The organism is Sporosarcina limicola (assembly GCF_014873855.1).
In the GTDB taxonomy this organism is placed as follows: Bacteria; Bacillota; Bacilli; order Bacillales_A; family Planococcaceae; genus Sporosarcina; species Sporosarcina limicola.
This window is the reverse complement of the sequence record NZ_JADBEL010000002.1, coordinates 280,376-297,362: the sequence shown is the minus strand read 5'-3', so window position 1 is coordinate 297,362 and position 16,987 is coordinate 280,376. Positions and strand designations below refer to the sequence as shown.

Annotated in this window: 17 protein-coding genes; 14 read left to right on the top strand and 3 right to left on the bottom strand. The window is 40.8% G+C overall.

Going from position 1 to position 16,987, the window contains the following annotated elements:
* The first annotated feature begins 569 nt into the window (after window positions 1-569).
* On the top strand, window positions 570-2,003 hold the full coding sequence (locus H4683_RS03575) for an ATP-binding protein (RefSeq protein ID WP_192597451.1): 1,434 nt from the start codon (window positions 570-572) through the stop codon (window positions 2,001-2,003).
* A 192-nt stretch (window positions 2,004-2,195) separates the two neighbouring features.
* Here the strand turns inward: H4683_RS03575 and H4683_RS03570 are convergent, their stop codons facing one another.
* Window positions 2,196-2,888 (bottom strand): hypothetical protein, encoded by a 693-nt coding sequence (locus H4683_RS03570; RefSeq protein ID WP_192597450.1) that lies wholly within the window; start codon window positions 2,886-2,888, stop codon window positions 2,196-2,198.
* Between the two features lie 72 nt (window positions 2,889-2,960).
* Window positions 2,961-3,149 carry a YkvS family protein gene (locus H4683_RS03565; protein WP_192597449.1) on the bottom strand — a complete coding sequence of 63 codons (189 nt, stop codon included), beginning with the start codon at window positions 3,147-3,149 and terminating at the stop codon, window positions 2,961-2,963.
* A 289-nt stretch (window positions 3,150-3,438) separates the two neighbouring features.
* Between H4683_RS03565 and H4683_RS03560 the strand changes: the two genes are divergently transcribed.
* From H4683_RS03560 to H4683_RS03540, 5 genes are all read left to right on the top strand, one after another.
* The gene (locus tag H4683_RS03560) at window positions 3,439-3,654 is read left to right on the top strand and encodes an aspartyl-phosphate phosphatase Spo0E family protein (protein ID WP_225941848.1); all 216 of its coding nucleotides are present in this window, start codon (window positions 3,439-3,441) and stop codon (window positions 3,652-3,654) included.
* A 13-nt stretch (window positions 3,655-3,667) separates the two neighbouring features.
* Window positions 3,668-4,603 carry an AAA family ATPase gene (locus H4683_RS03555; RefSeq protein WP_225941847.1) on the top strand — a complete coding sequence of 312 codons (936 nt, stop codon included), beginning with the start codon at window positions 3,668-3,670 and terminating at the stop codon, window positions 4,601-4,603.
* Complete coding sequence (locus tag H4683_RS03550) at window positions 4,603-5,760, top strand: DUF58 domain-containing protein (protein ID WP_192597448.1); 1,158 nt, start codon at window positions 4,603-4,605, stop codon at window positions 5,758-5,760. The genes H4683_RS03555 and H4683_RS03550 overlap by 1 nt, the downstream gene beginning before the upstream one ends.
* Window positions 5,754-7,001 carry a hypothetical protein gene (locus H4683_RS03545; RefSeq protein WP_192597447.1) on the top strand — a complete coding sequence of 416 codons (1,248 nt, stop codon included), beginning with the start codon at window positions 5,754-5,756 and terminating at the stop codon, window positions 6,999-7,001. The genes H4683_RS03550 and H4683_RS03545 overlap by 7 nt, the downstream gene beginning before the upstream one ends.
* 142 nt (window positions 7,002-7,143) lie before the next feature.
* Entirely contained in the window at window positions 7,144-8,010 is an 867-nt protein-coding gene (locus tag H4683_RS03540) for an NAD(P)-dependent oxidoreductase (protein ID WP_192597446.1), read from the top strand.
* Between the two features lie 102 nt (window positions 8,011-8,112).
* On the opposite strand, the gene H4683_RS03535 is transcribed toward H4683_RS03540, so the two are convergent.
* Complete coding sequence (locus tag H4683_RS03535; RefSeq protein ID WP_192597445.1) at window positions 8,113-8,577, bottom strand: YkyB family protein; 465 nt, start codon at window positions 8,575-8,577, stop codon at window positions 8,113-8,115.
* Between the two features lie 229 nt (window positions 8,578-8,806).
* On the opposite strand from H4683_RS03535, the gene fadH reads away from it, so the two are divergent.
* The 8 genes from fadH to H4683_RS03495 form a co-directional block, all read left to right on the top strand.
* The gene (gene fadH, locus H4683_RS03530; protein WP_192597444.1) at window positions 8,807-9,565 is read left to right on the top strand and encodes a 2,4-dienoyl-CoA reductase; all 759 of its coding nucleotides are present in this window, start codon (window positions 8,807-8,809) and stop codon (window positions 9,563-9,565) included.
* Between the two features lie 53 nt (window positions 9,566-9,618).
* On the top strand, window positions 9,619-9,849 hold the full coding sequence (locus H4683_RS03525; RefSeq protein WP_192597443.1) for a hypothetical protein: 231 nt from the start codon (window positions 9,619-9,621) through the stop codon (window positions 9,847-9,849).
* Between the two features lie 105 nt (window positions 9,850-9,954).
* Window positions 9,955-10,395, top strand: a complete 441-nt coding sequence (cbpB, locus tag H4683_RS03520; RefSeq protein ID WP_192597442.1) for a cyclic-di-AMP-binding protein CbpB — start codon at window positions 9,955-9,957, stop codon at window positions 10,393-10,395.
* Window positions 10,396-10,639: 244 nt separating this feature from the next.
* Window positions 10,640-11,533, top strand: a complete 894-nt coding sequence (locus tag H4683_RS03515) for a LysR family transcriptional regulator (protein ID WP_192597441.1) — start codon at window positions 10,640-10,642, stop codon at window positions 11,531-11,533.
* Between the two features lie 98 nt (window positions 11,534-11,631).
* Entirely contained in the window at window positions 11,632-14,046 is a 2,415-nt protein-coding gene (locus H4683_RS03510) for a hypothetical protein (RefSeq protein ID WP_192597440.1), read from the top strand.
* Window positions 14,043-14,972 (top strand): ABC transporter ATP-binding protein, encoded by a 930-nt coding sequence (locus H4683_RS03505; protein ID WP_192597439.1) that lies wholly within the window; start codon window positions 14,043-14,045, stop codon window positions 14,970-14,972. The genes H4683_RS03510 and H4683_RS03505 overlap by 4 nt, the downstream gene beginning before the upstream one ends.
* Before the next feature lies 1 nt (window position 14,973).
* Window positions 14,974-15,834: an ABC transporter permease gene (locus H4683_RS03500; RefSeq protein WP_192597438.1), complete on the top strand. Its 861-nt coding sequence runs from the start codon at window positions 14,974-14,976 to the stop codon at window positions 15,832-15,834.
* 18 nt (window positions 15,835-15,852) lie between these two features.
* Window positions 15,853-16,987, top strand: a 1,135-nt coding sequence (locus H4683_RS03495) for a hypothetical protein (RefSeq protein ID WP_192597437.1), incomplete at its 3' end; no start/stop codon positions are given.

The following is a 16,987-nucleotide window of genomic DNA, read 5'->3' as shown; positions in this document are numbered from 1 at the left end:
GATACTTAAAAGGTTGAACCGCCGTATACCGAACGGTACGTACGGTGGTGTGAGAGGTCGGCTGATCAAATAATGATTAGCCTCCTACTCGATTTGTATTTCCTTAAGTTTTTTAAGTGGGAGTCTTACTGCTTGTTAATACTGAATAAAGTGAAATTTTCTAAGTAAATTTATCCTTGATTAATCTAAATATATAGACTGAAATCAACACTATAATTTTTTTGATATAAATATGATGTGTTAATTTTCATTAAATTCTTAATTGCATACATCCTAATGATGATGAAATTCTTATTTTTCACATACAATTTCATGTAATAGATACTATAGTCCGTGCGGATATAATTTTCATCTAAAGATGATAGGAGTATACTCATGCTATATATTCTTCAATTAGTAAATCTTGTTAGTTATGAATCATATATCAAATATAGGATTATATACCCATATCATTTACACTGGCTATATGGAATAATCTGAATAAGATTTAACTTGTATATTTTTTACTTTTTTGAATGAATCATTGTTATCTTTCATACTGTCTTTAAACGGGATCAGGAGGAATAGACATGAATTTTAAAAAGGAAGAGGTAAGAAACTATATATCTTTTTTAATGGATGATGCACTTAGGCCTGCCGCAATAGTAGACCTCAAAGGAACAATTATGTATGTAAATGATTCGTTTCGTGAAAAAGTTGGTACTGAGCGAACAGGGTACATTCAAGATTTTATGAACGATCAGTCAATTGCTTTATGGAACGAATTCTCTAGTCAAGTAAATCGAACAGGACGAAAGACAATCGAGATGGAAATAAAATTGACGCCTGACAGGGTATATTTGGTTAAAGTACAGTTGATGTATTTCGAGAAAATTCAACAAATAGTCGTGCTTTTTTATGTACCTCAATGGGGGATATCAGTAGCTGAAAAGGCTTATTTTAACGCTTTCCGTAATGCGGAGAGCTTCATGGTCGTGGTTGATTCAAAGGGGATTATCTATGATGTCAATGAATTGCACAATGATTATTTTAATTTACCAAGGGATTATTTTGTAGGGCAACATTTTGATGTAATTGTCTGTTTACTTTCAATAGATCCAAAAATACTTTCACAAAATTTAAAGGATATACAAGTATACGGGTTTGCAGAAAAGGTAATAGAGTGCGAAAAGGTTCCTGGTGAGGTGAGGCATTATTCTGTTACTGTTTTTTTTGATAATGAAACAAAGATGTATTTAGTAAGGATGAAAGACTGTACGGAAAATAAGGTTCTTGAAGAAAGATTAGCCCACACTGGCTCATTATCAGCGCTTGGAGAATTAGCCGCAAGTATCGCGCACGAGATTAGGAATCCGATGACGACATTAAAGGGATTCACGCAACTTTTAAAAGTGACTGCTTCTGAGGATTCGATTCGCTATATTTCTGTCATTGAGGAAGAAATTCGAAGAATGGAATCGATTTTGGGTGAGATGCTCCTCTTATCCAAACCGGCGTTGAAAAAAGAAACCACTTTTTCTTTAGAAACGCTTATAAATGACATGATTCAACTCTTCTATCCGAAAGCAATCATGGAAGGGATTACTATTGTACAGAAAGAGAACTCGCTTGAAGATACATTAATTGTTGGTGAGGCCGATAAAATAAAGCAAGTACTGCTTAATCTCTTTAAAAATGCATTTGAGGCGATGTCTAAAAATGGGGTTTTGACAATTGGAATAGAACAGGATGTAATCGGTCAAATCGTATTAACTATTGCTGATACTGGTAAAGGGATGAATAAGAATCAAATCAATCGGGCGTTCGTATCATTCTTCACATCCAAGGCGAAAGGGACAGGTCTCGGATTACCATTTGTTCTAAAAGTAGTGGAAGAACATGGCGGTTCGGTGAATGTTGAAAGTGAGGTCGGTAATGGTACGACATTCATATTATCATTCCCGTCGGCTATTGCACATGTTCAGGGAAAGTTTTTTAGAGAGGATAAGGCTCTTTCATCCTAATCAATTGCAATTGGGGTTTTACTGTTAGAATGGAATCGATTTTTCGACAGATAGTAAAGGTGGAACGGTGTTATACTAAAAGACATAGGATGCTCAATGAGGTTTTACATTTTGATGAAAGTACTACGTCTACTAATTAGAAAGAGCCGAATGGATATTCTATTATCCATTCGGCTCTTTCTAAACAATCTATTAGTTCTTTATTATGGTTTCGCCCATACGGAGAAAACTTTCAAAGTGTTCCTCTTTTGGGGAATCGAAAATTGTTAATCTAACGAGGATGTCGCCACGTTCGAAGACAATCCCTGTAACAGTACTACTTTCAGCTTGTACGGAAAGTACTTTTACGTTTTTAATACCTTCTCCAGTAGGAGTGGAGGCCTCTTCTGTCAATTCGACCGGTGTTCTCCCGTTGCTTGAAGCTTCAAGAACATCAACCATGTTTTCTACTAAATAATCATACGTACCTTCTTCGTTTGTCATCGTTTCAATCCGCATGAAGACGGATTCATTTTCGACAGCTGCAAGACTGTCTCTTCCCGGCTCTTCACTTGCCAATTTATAAGCAGGAAGTACAGACATTGCATAACCCTGTTCATCACTTTTAGTTAGTTTAGCTTCATTCATCAACTGACCATCTATTGATTTATCAATTGCACCTGTTTTATCAATCTCAGCTACTTCAGCCTTTTCTGGGACTATAGCTTCCTTCTCTTCTTCTTCTTCTTCTTCTTCAACATCTCCATTTTTTTCTGGTTCCGCAACAGCTACTTTGGATCCAGATGTACTATTATCTGGGCTGTCCTTTCCTGTTTCTGTACCACACGCGGAAAGTAACAAAGCGGCAGCGATTGCTGTGTATAAAAGACTCCATTTGCTTTTCATTGTAAACCTCTCCTTCGTTAATTTGGACGTATAAAACGTTTGAATGTTTCATTGACTAGACTTTAGTGTTGTTTAATTTTCGCTACTATGGATGATAGTATAGCGTTTGTGATTGATGACAGTCTTTTCCTCAATCTCAAGCTCACCGAAGTTTTCCATGTATGTAAGGTCGACGATGACTGAGTTCTCATTGACCTTTTCTACAATACCTTGCAATCCATCCTTGAATTCAATGATATTTCCAACTTCCGCAATTGTCATAGTTAAACAACTCCCTTTATAGAATGTCAAGACTCAAAGGAACAGCTTAAGAGCCACTTTTTATATAATCCTTTATCCCGCATTAACGGGCAGTAAAACCCCTGCTGATTGAAGTTTCACTTTATAGTGTGCCTTAAAAATTAGTAGACGTAAAGTTTTTTCTATTATTCGTACTAAAAATGCACCTTTTTGATTTGTCGAAATCTGTCGGAATTCTTTTTGTTTTTCATTAAAGCGTTCATGTATAATAGGATATCATCTATGCTTGTAATCCTTGGGGGGATTAGGTTTGAAAAAAAGATTGGAAGATGAAATCGAGTTCATACGTAAAGAGATGCTGGATGCAGCAGATAAGGAAGGTCTGTCCGCCGATAGAACGATGAAACTGAGCGAAAAGCTTGATGCACTCATCAATCGTTTTGAAGAGCAGAAAGGAGACTATGGCGGTTGTCCGAATGATGGGGAAACAACATCATACACCGATTTTCAACAAATAGATTATTAGTGGGGGGATACCATTGGCTACGATACAGGATTTTAGAAATGAATTGAACAGAGCAATCATCGGCAGAGAGAAAGAATTCGACTTCATGCTTGTCGCATTACTGCAACAAGGACATGTGTTACTAGAAAGTGTGCCTGGTTCGGGTAAAACGATGATGGCGAAGAGTTTCGCACATGCATTCCGGAGCGAATTTGGAAGAATTCAGTTTACACCGGATGTGTTACCGTCAGATGTCACGGGAATCCGTTATTTTAACCCGCAAACGCAGGAGTTTGTTTTGAAAGCAGGACCTGTTTTCACAAACATACTGCTCGCAGATGAAATCAATCGTGCAACACCGCGCACCCAATCTAGTCTCCTCGAATCTATGGAGGAGAAACAAGTGACAATCGACGGTGATACGTTGAAATTGCCTAAACCTTTCATGGTAATCGCAACACAGAACCCGATTGAAACACAACAGGGAACATTTCCACTTCCAGCTGCACAACTCGATCGCTTTCTGTTCAAATTGATTATCAACTATCCTTCATTTGAAGAAGAACATCTCATCCTGAAGCAATACGGAAAAAATCCAGGCGCCATCACGATTTCTCCGGTTATCGGACCAGTTGAAGTGGAACAATGGTCAAAAGAAGCAGGAGAAGTCATTATTCATGAAGATATTGAACGCTACATTTTAAAAATCGTCCGTGCAACAAGGAAACACCCTTATTTGGAGTTAGGATTGAGCTCGCGGGCCGCGTTGGCTATAGTACAATCCACAAAAGCACATGCATACATTTCAGGAAGAGATTTTGCGACGCCAGACGATGTGAAAAGCATTATTGAACCTGTGGCACTACACCGTTTGGAATTATCAACGGAGGGGATGTTGACAAAAGAATTAGAAGAAGTGTTGAAAGAAATTGTCGATTCCATTCCGACACCAGTTGAGGCGACGATTTAATGAAGTGGATCCGTTATGAAGAAGGATTAAAAACGGTTTATCAAGGGATGGGTATCGTTCTCGTTTTTTTTCTATTGTCATTCATTTACTCCCAAGTGATGCTTGCTGCATGTTTCGCGGCTGTATTTGCTATGTTTTCATTTCAAAATATTTATTATTCGAAAGTTGGAAAAAATTTAATAGTACTCCCTCTGCGAAACCGAACTCGTTTTCTTATTGGTACGGAAAACGACCTTATACTCGAGTTTGAGAACGGTAAAATTCCGATATGGAATGGGACGCTGACGTTATCGATTCAGGACGCCGTGGCCCCTATGGTAGATGACATGGATCATTTTAGCGGTATTTTCGACTTCCATGTACCGTTTGCAGTAGGAAGCGGTGAAAAAGTGAAAGTTTCAATCCCTCTGCAGGGGCGTAAAAGGGGAATGGCGCGAATCACCCGTATGACAATCAAAATCCCCTATCTTTTCGGTGATGGTTCCGTATTAATGGAGTTGGCAGAGCCAATTAGACAGGAGAATCTTGTCTATCCGAAAATTTTGCCGTTCACCGGAAAATTGAATCCATCTCCACATCGTCCAGGGGAAACCGAGCAACACCAAGGCCTGTTCCATGATGTGTTCCAACCCGTCGGTACAAGAGATTATATTCCGGCCGACCGCTTCGATCAGATTCACTGGAAGGCCAGTGCACGGATGCAGAAATTACAGACAAAAGAATTTCAGGCGGTTACTGCGCTGTCGGTGCTTTTTATAATGAATGCAATCGAGAAACCCCGTTCACCGGGAGATTTTGAAAAGAAGATTGAGCGTCTTGCCTCTTACGTTGATTATTGTACGAGGAATACAGTTACCTATTCGATTGTCATCAACATTCAAACATTCGGTGTAACACCATATGTGTATATCCCATTGGGAGCCGGAAAAATAAGATATCAGAAAATTATGGAAATATTAGCGCGATTATCTGAGAAAAATGGGAAAATTCCGTATGAGAGTATCCTACGAAGTGTAGATTTAAATGTAACCCTACCCCCAACGATCGTTCTCATAACGCATGATCCTGAACTTTTCGGGAACATCACGAAGAAGTGGTTGAAGTATAACCATGTTGTTATAGACAGTTTCTATGATGGGAGGAAAGAAGGATGGTGAAAGGACTGATTGAAAGGGACCATCTTAGGCTGATCAATTCGGAAAGGACGGTTCTAGAACTGTTCCTGATTGTCTACCCTTTCCTGTTTGTAACTGCGGGTTCCCCGTTTGCATCGCACTATATCTGGTTGATCCTTTCAGCCTGTATAGGGGTCATCGCATTCTTCCTGTTTAGCAGAGTGGAGTACTCTAAGGGCTATGGTATGCTTTTAGCCACATTGTTGGCGGTGCCATTCTACTTTCTTGAACTGCCGCTTGTGATTGTTGTCCTGCTGTTCGTTTATTCATTCTGGCGATTTCATGCCAATTTCAATGATGTGAAGGTCAACGGCTGGTCATTTCTGGTGTTGAATACGGTCCTATTCGTTACTTTCTGTCTCTTATCGATACCGTTTTTTTCCAATGCCAATCCGCAGGAATTTATGAATACTCATACCTTTCTTTATATCACTACGACCGTCCTGTATTTTTTCATTAGATTCGCGGTTATTGGAATGATTGGATACCGACTGGGCAATTTTAGTATCGGGGAAGCGGGGAAAATGTTCGGGGGAATTCTTGGTCTACAGATAGTCACTTTCTTTGCAGTCTACTTTCTATTGGAACCGCTACGGACGGGTGCGATTGCCGTGATGGGATTCCTGTTCGGCGGATTGTTCAATTTAATCGGGAAAGCGACTGAGCCCATGCTAGATGCGATGATTGCCTATCTAGATGCGAAGCGGGCGGAACATCTGGAAGGGACAGAGGGAGATGTCATCTTCATAGACTTTAAAATGCAAGAAGAAACTGAAACCTATGGTGCTGTTTCCGGAAGTATGGATCTAGCCATTACGATTGCAGTTGCAATCGTGGCAATCATTGTATTCGTCTTAATTATAAGGAAATGGAAACAAACAACTCTCAATATAAAAAAGACAGATTATTCATTCAAATTAACTGGACGGAAAAAGAGCGAGAAAAAATTTCGTCCTATTTATGATTATTCTGAAGCGCATGATGCTGTCAGAAATGCATTCAAGCATTTTGAGGAGGAAGCACAGTCTTGGAACGCGCCACGCTTGCAAGGGGAGACGGTAAAGGAGTGGTTCTCCAGAATGGATTGGGGATGCAAAGAAGGATTATTCCATACATACGATAAGGTGAGATATGGATCCCATTTGGTTACAGAAGAGGAGGGACGTTACTTTATAGATAAGCTTGAGAAAATAAAAAGTGATTTTTTCATAGTAGATGTTTAACTAACGCAAAAAGCGGGGACAATAGTATTGAACACAGCAACATTCTCATTTCCCCCTTTTGAGGACGGAATCCGATTATTGGATCCGTCCTCCTTTTTTGATAAGATGAAAAGAAGTAGAAAAGGGTGGAGGGTGAAATGGATTGGAAAAGAAGAAGATTGCATTTATTGGAACAGGTGTAATGGGAAGTAGTATCGTTAAACATTTACTAAGTGAAGGTTATTTGGTGGCCATAAATACGCGTACAAAAGAAAAAGCGGAAGCGCTCATCGATGCTGGGGCAGTATGGGCGGATCGGGTAGGTGAAGCGGTAAAGGAAGCGGAACTTATCTTTACGATGGTTGGTTACCCAGCAGATGTCGAATCCATCTATTTCGGTGAAGAAGGCATCTTTGCGAATAGCCAGGAAGGTCAGATTGTTGTAGATATGACTACTTCCAGCCCTGCACTTGCGAAGCGAATTGCACAACAGGCTTCCAAGTTGAACATGTCATCTATTGATGCTCCGGTCTCTGGTGGAGATATCGGTGCGAAAAATGGTACGTTATCCATTATGTGCGGTGGAGAAGAACAAACGTTTAATGAGATTTCACATGTATTATCGATCTTCGGAAAACAGATTATCTATCAAGGAGCGGCAGGCGCGGGACAGCATACAAAAATGTGCAATCAAATTGCTATTTCAACAAATATGATTGGCGTGTGTGAAGCACTCGCATATGCGGAACATGCCGGGCTGAATCCTGAAATCGTATTATCATCTATCTCGTCGGGTGCGGCAGGGTCATGGTCCTTGTCGAACTTGGCGCCGCGTATCTTGAAAGATGATTTTGAACCTGGATTTTATATGAAACATTTTTTGAAAGATATGAACATTGCACTCACAGAAGCGGCAACAATGAACCTAACTCTCCCAGGACTCCAGCTCGCACAGGAAATGTATGGGCAACTTATTCAAAAGGGGTTTGGAGAAAAGGGGACCCAAGCCCTCTATAAAAGTTATAAATAACCCAACCTAATCGAGTTGATCCTTTAATACTAATTATTAGGCTGTCATATCTATATGAATAAAACGGTTGAAGCATGTGGATATAACATGATTCAACCGTTTTCATTTGCCATCCAAATAAGAGGATCGAAATTGATGATTCATTTGTACATTATGCATGTTTTTCTTTGGTATAGATTGTTTTTTTTTGAGGACTTTGCAGGGTAAAGGACCAACGAAGTTAGATAAAAGTTCTCTTGCTGACTTCAAGCTCATACGTTCTTGTGGATTGCGGGAAGTCTGGTCTTGTTGACCTAGGTGTGGAAGGGTATCGAAGTCTTCTTTTTCCGGAATTGAATGAAAGAGGAAATCGTCACAGCGGATGAGAAGTGTGGAATGCTGCTTGCTGAATTTTGGGTTGTCGACAAAATGTAAACCGATTTTCTCTGCACTACCTAAGTTGAGGAGTTTGTCGAGTGCCATCTTTTTTAACGTATATAAATGTTTATTGTCAGGCGCAGTTTTCGCGTGTCGATTTACAGTATAGATGGCGATTGCTAATTGACGGTTGGATTGTTTAGTGTCCAAAATTAGGCCTCCTTCTTCGAAAGGTATTCTATGTATCGATAGTATCAAGTTTTAAGAAAAATGTATACAGCCAGATACGGTAGTATGTAAATCCTTTGGGTAAACCATTCCGAAAAAGTATTTGAAATGAGAAAGAGTAAGGCACTGATGAAAATCTTATTCGTCACGTGTCTATTAACATGATACAATAATGAGTGAGTATTCATTCAATCTGAAAGGGGGAATTTTAATGTTTGAAGGGAAAGTTATCATTGTAACGGGTGGATCGAATGGAATGGGGAAATATATGGCGAAGAAATTCGTTGCGGAGGGCGCACAAGTCGTTATTACGGGAAGAGACGAAGACAGGTTAAAAATTGCACAAAAGGAAATTGGGGAAGGGTCTCACGTATTTCAGATGGATGTGCGCAATGTGGAGTCTGTCGAAGCACTTATTGCGTTCACGGACGAAAAGTTTGGACGCATCGATGGGCTGGTTAACAATGCGGCTGGAAACTTTATTGTACGAGCGGAAGAATTGTCGCCGAATGGTTGGAAATCTGTTATTGATATTGTGTTGAATGGAACATTTTATTGTTCTAGTGCTGTCGGGAAGTATTGGATTGAAAAAGGTCAACAAGGATCGATTTTGAATATGCTTGTAACGTATGCATGGGGTGCAGGTGCAGGTGTTGTTCATTCCGCAGCAGCTAAGGCAGGCGTTATGTCATTGACACGTACATTGGCGGTTGAGTGGGGTACGCAATACGGAATACGTGTAAATGGAATTGCGCCTGGGCCAATTGAGCGAACAGGTGGAGCAGACAAGTTATGGGAGTCAGAAGAAGCGGCGAAAAGGACGTTGGCATCGATACCTCTTGGAAGGCTTGGACAGCCGGAAGAGATTGCGGAACTGGCAGCTTTCATCATGTCTGATAAAGCTTCATATATGAACGGTGAAATTGTCACACTTGACGGCGGACAATGGCTTAACAAATTTCCATTTTGATGACTAAGTTTGTCTAGGAAGCACATCCTTCTATATTAAAGGAGGGATGTGTGTTGGACATATGGACAATCCCATTAATCATTGTTGTGATTATTATTTGTATGATTGGTTTTGCATCAGTACGGAAGTGGAACAAAGTAGAACATGTAGTCAATGGACAGGATGATGCGATTCCTGAAGCGATAGAGGAGCATCCGTTTACGTTAAATCCGATTTTATGGGTTATCCTTATTGCAACATTGTTCACGGGGATTGTCATATTTTATTACGCGACCTCTTCTTAACAGAAGAGGTTTTCGTATTTCATTTGAGGCTGGAGAGCCCTTCGTATGATATGATAGAAAGGTAGTCTTAAAAGAAAAACATAGCTACAGAAGGAGCCGATTAACATGATTTCCGTTAACAACAAGGAATTTCTCTTTACGCCGATTGTGGAGTATATTATTTCATCTGAAAAAGTTGCACACGTTCAGATTGGCAATAATGCGGAGCACGCCCTTCTTGTCCTTACGAAAACGGGCTATTCAGCCATCCCTGTCCTGGACTCGAAGTATCATCTCCAAGGCCTGCTTAGTATGCGAATGATAACAGATTCCATTTTAGGACTTGACCATATTGAGTATGAGCGTCTAGGCGAATTGAAAGTTGATGAAATAATGCAGACTGATATTCCCTTTATAAAAACAACTGACCGATTCCAAAAAGGTCTTGACCTTCTTATTAACCACCCCTTTCTCTGTGTGACTGAAGAAGATGGGACATTTGCTGGTATTCTCACAAGAAGAGTGATGTTAAAGCAGTTTAAAAAATATATCTATTCGGCTCAATAAGGAATAGCGTAAGGTGCCGTTTAATCCCAATAATGACGGTTGAAAGGAATGGAAGGCTCCGTAATGGGGCCTTTTTCTGTTTTGAAAGAAGAATGTTTAATAATGAACAAGAATAAAGTGACAAATCGGCCACTAGTGCTTATTTCCGTTATGCTTGCAATGGGTGTACATTGCAGTTGTTGCTTTTGCGGTTCTAAGTTTCCTCCTCATATAGTACGTATTCCACGTGGAAAGGAGATTCAACATGACAACGACAGAACTTGAAATCATCAAAGCACTCGCAGAAGAAGGAAATATGCGGAAGGCGGCTGAGCGATTGTTTTTATCTCAACCGGCTCTTTCCCAACGGTTGCAGTCGATTGAAAAGGATTGGGGAACTTTGTTGTTTATCAGATCTCAAAAAGGCCTTGAAGCGACGCCTGCCGGAGAACTTGTTATTGCCTATGCAAGAGAAGCGATTGTGAAAAGGGAAGAGACGTTCGAAACCATCACTTCGATGGCTGATAAAGTTCACGGAACATTAAAAATTGCTTGTGCATCCATTGTAGGACAAACATGGCTTCCGCAAGTGTTAAAAGAGTATGTTCAGCTGTATCCTGATGCAAAAATTTCACTTATTACAGGATGGAGTTCAGAAATTGTAAAGGCCCTCTATGAAGGGGATGCTCATGTCGGGATTGTACGCGGAAAGATTGATTGGAAAAGCCAAAAGACGTACTTATTCCGTGATCGACTCTATCTCGTAGACCGCGAAATTAAATCGATTGAAGAATTGAAAGATACAGAGCGCCCATTTATTCAATTCAAAAGCGATTCGAATTATCATATGGAGATTCAACGATGGTGGCAACGTCATTTTGCTCAGAATCCAGGACGACAAATTACAGTTGACCAGATTGAGACATGTAAGCAACTCGCGCTAAACGGAATCGGCTACGCGATTTTGCCATCCATCACGTTGACGGGTAATGAGGATGTGAATAAAATTCCACTCTTTAATAGTGAAGAAGAGTTTGAATTGACACGTGACACATGGTTAATCGGCTATGAATCATCGTTTGCACTGAAGCAAGTGGATGCATTCGCCCGGATTGTTCAAGGGCATGCGGAAAGATTACAAAAAGATTACAATTATTAAGAAATAAAGGAACTTTGACCCTTCCTATACGTACTAATAGGAGAGAACTAGTAATCTAGTATACTTTTTTGAAAAAGCATGGATAGGAGGATAATGGCATGTGGAGAAAAACTGCGTTGTTTATGGGGCTACTTCTAGGAATGATTGTTTTCATCCCTACTATGACGGCATTTGCAGCCCCGGAATTGAAAGTGAGTATTACGACGGGCATTGATGGTAAGGCGAAGGCTGGAAAAGGTGCGCCTGTTACCATCACGATTGAAAATAGTGGAACCGACTTCTCAGGGGATCTCATTCTTGATATACCCTATTCGTATATGGCGGGAAGCGGGGAGGCCATTGCGCTTGCGATTGGTGCTGGTGAAACGAAAACGATTTCGATGATTATTCCTAAAATGAATGATTTCGGAGGTATGCAAGGCGGCCCACAGAGTATAAAAACAATCTACTTCTATGAAGGTGGCTGGGAAAAAGGGAAAGAGATTTCCCATAAAGGTAAACAACAATTAACATCGACATTATTCTACGATGATACAAAATTCATTGTGATGTTTACAGATAATGTGGATCGCGTGAGTGCGCTGAAAAATGTGAGGATACCCAATGCGTCGGGCCAACAACTTATTAATGGATCGAAAATGAGTGAAGCGAATTACCCTGAGGAGGCATCGGGTTGGGGAGTGGCAGATTTTATTGTCATTGACGAATATCCTCTCGCCGATTTATCAGAAAAGAAGCAAGAAGCACTTTTAGGGTGGGTACGTTCAGGCGGCGTCATTGTAATTGGCGGTTCGGACAACGTCGAAGCTGAAGCTGGGCTATTCGTTGATTATTTGCCTTTACAATTAAAAGGGAGCACGCAATTGAATTCTGATTTCCTGAACAATTGGTCAGGGACAAAGGGCTTCAAAGGTCAAATTCCATCCTATGAAACTGTATTGAAACCAGGAGCGCTATCACTTCTGGAAGATAAAAAAAATCCGTTGATTGCTTATAAGCAAGTGGGAAATGGATTCGTTATGCAAACCTCTTTTTCTATCGGGGATGAACCTCTGTCGAAAATGGAGGGCATGGGTGCGTTATGGAGTACGATTTTCGATGAGGGACAACGTAAACAACAAATTTCTATTGTAGCCTCGCAAAATTATGGGGATCCATTGGAGGCAATTGTCCATATGGTTGGAAATTCGAACGAATTATTTCCGTCGTTTAAAGTATCCGCACCGCTCATTTTTGGTATTATCATTGTTTATATGATTATTATCATTCCGATATTGTATTTCATTCTTAAAAGGAAAGATAAGCGGGAATATGCTTGGTGGATTATCCCATCAATCGCTATCTTGACATCGCTTGCTATTTTCGCCTATGGAGCAAAAGATCGTATCGGACGTGCGCAAATCCAACATGCAGCCGTGTTGAATATACAACAGGATGGCGGTATGGAGGGCTATTTTGCAGAGTCAATCCTTACGAATAAATCAGGGGATTACGCATTTACAGCACCAGCGGAGACGCTTTTAATACCTTCATCATCTGGCAGGTATTTCGATTATACTTCGGCACTTAGCCATAAAAATGCAATAATTGAAAAAGATGCAACTGGTTCAACATTACATCTCCGGGATGTCGGATTTTGGGATGTTGCGTCGGTGTACGGGAAAACGAGGGTAGAAAATATAGGTGATTTTGAAAGTAAGCTTCGTGTCGAGGATAAAAAATTAACTGGCTCTGTGATGAATGGCTTTCCGTTTGCGTTAAAGGATGTTGCTATTTGGTCAGGCGCAACACTGATTCCGCTTGGTAACATCGGTCCGGGTGAATCGGTTCAGGTGAATGAAACCTTGAAGACATCCACTTTACTGCCTAGAAGGTCATTGCTTAACCCCTATATGAATCCGACACCTGTCGATCAGAATGACTTGGAAAAAATGAAAGTAGATAGCCTCCAGTTGTTTTCAGGTGAAGTCATGAACTCGGCGATGAAACCTGTTGTTATGGGCTATACGGATACGAAAATCGCTCATGTTCAACTCGATAAGGTGAATCATTCCACATCCTCTTTGACAATGCTTGTCAAACCAATTGAAGTGGATCTGATTTTTGTCGATAAGTTTACAGTCGATTCGCAAATGATGCCAATGAAAATCGCTTCTGAAGTTGGATCTTTCGAGCCGCATTTGACGGGTCCTCTAATGGATCAATATTATTTCCAAGAAGCTGTTTACAACCAGACTTGGCAACTGCCAGAGAAATTGATGAAGAACAAGATACATTGGAGTTCACTTGAAGTAGGTAAAACACAGAAAAAACTATACGATGTAAGTATATTGAATGTGAAAACAGGCTTGTTTGAACCGTCCGACTCGGGAAAATTGGAGAAGACAGCAAATGTGGATCAGTATATTTCCCCTGAAGGACAGATTGTAATTCAGATGTTTATTCATGATGCGAAAAACGGCGTTGAAGCCAAGGTTCCTGAACTTAAGTTGAACGGCGAGGTGGCGAAATGATAGAAATTAAAGGGTTGACGAAAAAATATGGAAAATTTCATGCGTTAGACAATTTAAATCTAACACTAAAAGAAGGAACTGTTTTTGGTTTCGTCGGTGCGAATGGGGCGGGAAAATCGACGACATTCCTTATACTTGCTACATTGCTACAAGCAACGGCGGGTGATGTGTTTATCAATGGAGTTAATATTCGGGAAAAACCGTCGGAAGTGCGAAAGATGATTGGGTATATGCCAGATTTCTTCGGTGTCTATGATCAGTTGAAGGCGGACGAATACTTGGACTTTTATGGTGCGAGTTATGGAATTCCAGAAGTGGAACGAAAAAAACTTATACCTCAGCTTCTTGAACTTGTGAATCTTACACATAAGCGTTATGACTATGTGGATCTTCTATCGCGGGGGATGAAACAAAGACTCTGCTTGGCTCGTAGTCTTATCCATGATCCAAAAGTGCTTATCTTGGATGAACCAGCTTCCGGACTTGATCCTCGTGCCCGTATAGAGATGCGAGATATTTTGAAAACGTTGAAAGATATGGGCAAGACGATTTTGATTTCATCACATATTTTGCCAGAGCTTGCAGAAATGTGTGATGAAATTGGCGTGATTGATAACGGGCGTCTTATTGCTCATGGTTCCGTCGCTGAAATCCAGGCGAAACTGCAAGGAGAAAAAACCATTACAGTCCGTTTTACATCACCTTTGGAGGGCACAATCGCATTTTTTGAAGAGGATCCATTTGTTTCAACTATTGAGCCGACAAATGCGGCTGATGGCATTTCATTTTCATTCAAAGGGACGGAAGAAGATCAGGTCAACCTACTGAAACGGGCGATTGGCCACGGTATCCCAATCCTGTCGTTCATGGAACGCGTGACAAATCTTGAAGATGTGTTCATGGAAATCACGAAAGGGGCGGAGTGATATGAAGGTGATATTTAATAATCCTGTCCTGTTCAAAGAATTGAAATTAAGGTTCCGATCTCCGAAAAGTTTTAATGGTATTCTTTTCTATCTGCTAGCAATATGCCTTTTCGTTTTCGGATTCATCTTCATGACGACGAGTTCGATGGGAACGTCGTATTTCAGACCAAGTGAAAGTTACATCCTATTTACGCTTCTATCATTCATTCAATTAGGTCTTGTGTTGTTCATCACACCTGGTTTAACTGCGGGGGCGATTAGTTCGGAAAGGGAAAAACAGACACTCTCGATTTTGCTGACAACATCGCAAAGTTCGTTTCAAATTATTACGGGAAAACTTTTTTCATCGATTGCATTTTTAGTGCTCTTAATCGTAGCAGGGTTACCCGTTTACAGCCTGGTGTTCCTATTCGGTGGTATTTCGCCGATGGACTTTGCTAAAGTATTTCTTTTCTTGTTTGTCACGGTACTTGCAATCGGGAGCGTTGGGATAATGTTCTCGACGTTAATCCGTAGAACGATTGTCTCGATGATTGTTACCTATGGAACGATGCTGTTTTTGTCTGTTGTTACCGGATTTCTGTTCTTGTTGATGAGACAGATGACAATGTTCGGAAGCTTTACAGGCACCGGGATGACTACTCCGTCACCTTCGATAGTGAGTCATATTTTAGCGTCCGTCAATCCGGCGATGCTCTTTGCTTCGTTCACCTCCCCTGGGATAGCGGGGGCAATCTTGGAAGTAACACAAGTGAAATTCCCAATTTGGATTGGCTATTTAATCTTTTATATATTGCTTACAGTGCTCTCGTTATTCATTGCAATAAAGAGGCTACGTGTCAATATGAAACGCTCTAAATGATAAGGAGGTATTGAACGGATGGAAAGGAAATCAATACTGATAAAGTATGTGAAATCAGCACTTTTACGGTTGCATTTTGAAAAAGCCATCCATACATTGCAAGCTGGGCTATTTGCCGCATCCTTTCTCGCAGTGATTATCCTTGTCGCTTCCAGACTGTTCGTTCTTCCTTATTACGGACGGATTATATGGGTAGCGGCAGTAGTAGCACTTGTTGCGACGATAATACTCTTTGTATATAAGCGAGTTAAAACAGGTGAAGCTATCTGGCGACTTGACGGCTATATGCCTGATAATCTACTCATTACTGCGATGGACATTAAAGAGAAGGATACGGTTCTTTCTCAAGCACTGGTTAATTCGGCTGAGCAGAAAGTGGCGCAAGCTTTTGGACGGTTTAAAAAGAGGAAGAAAAAGTATTTTAACCCGAAAATGTTTGGTGGGTTTATTCTGTCAACTGTTTGTCTGACTTTGTTAATTGTATTTCCATCGGAGGCTCAACTTGAAGCGGGAACAATTGAAAAGGAAAAAGAAATTGTTCAGGAAATAAAAAAAGAAGTGAAAGATCTTATCAAAAAAGAAAAACTTCCCGATGTGAAAAAGGAATTGCAGGAACTAGCGAAAAAACTGCTAGAAGCGGAAACGTCAGAAGAAGTATTGAAAGAACTTGTGAAGAAACAGAAAGAACTGCGCTTGAAAGAACAACGCCTTGCGGAAAAGAAATCGGCCGCTGAAAAATCGGGAGAGCCGTCAGATGCTTTATCCGAAGCGGAAGAGAAGGAACTAGAAGACCTTGGTACACTATCCGATAGACTTGCCAAAAATGTAGGGAAAGCGCATAGCTCATTGAATAAAATCGGAAAAGCGCCTGCACTACCAGCGCTTGCGAATGCCAGGGATAAATCTTCTGGAGAAGCGGATGGAAGTAAGTCTGGAATTTCAGAAGGTCAAGGCCAAGGTCAAGGTCAAGGTCAAGGTCAAGGTCAAGGCCAAGGCCAAGGCCAAGGCCAAGGCCAAGGCCAAGGTCAAGGTCAAGGTCAAGGTCAAGGCCAAGGTCAAGGTCAAGGTCAAGGTCAAGGTCAAGGTCAAGGCCAAGGCCAAGGCCAAGGCCAAGGCCAAGGCCAAGGTCAAGGTCAAGGTCAAGGTCAAGGCC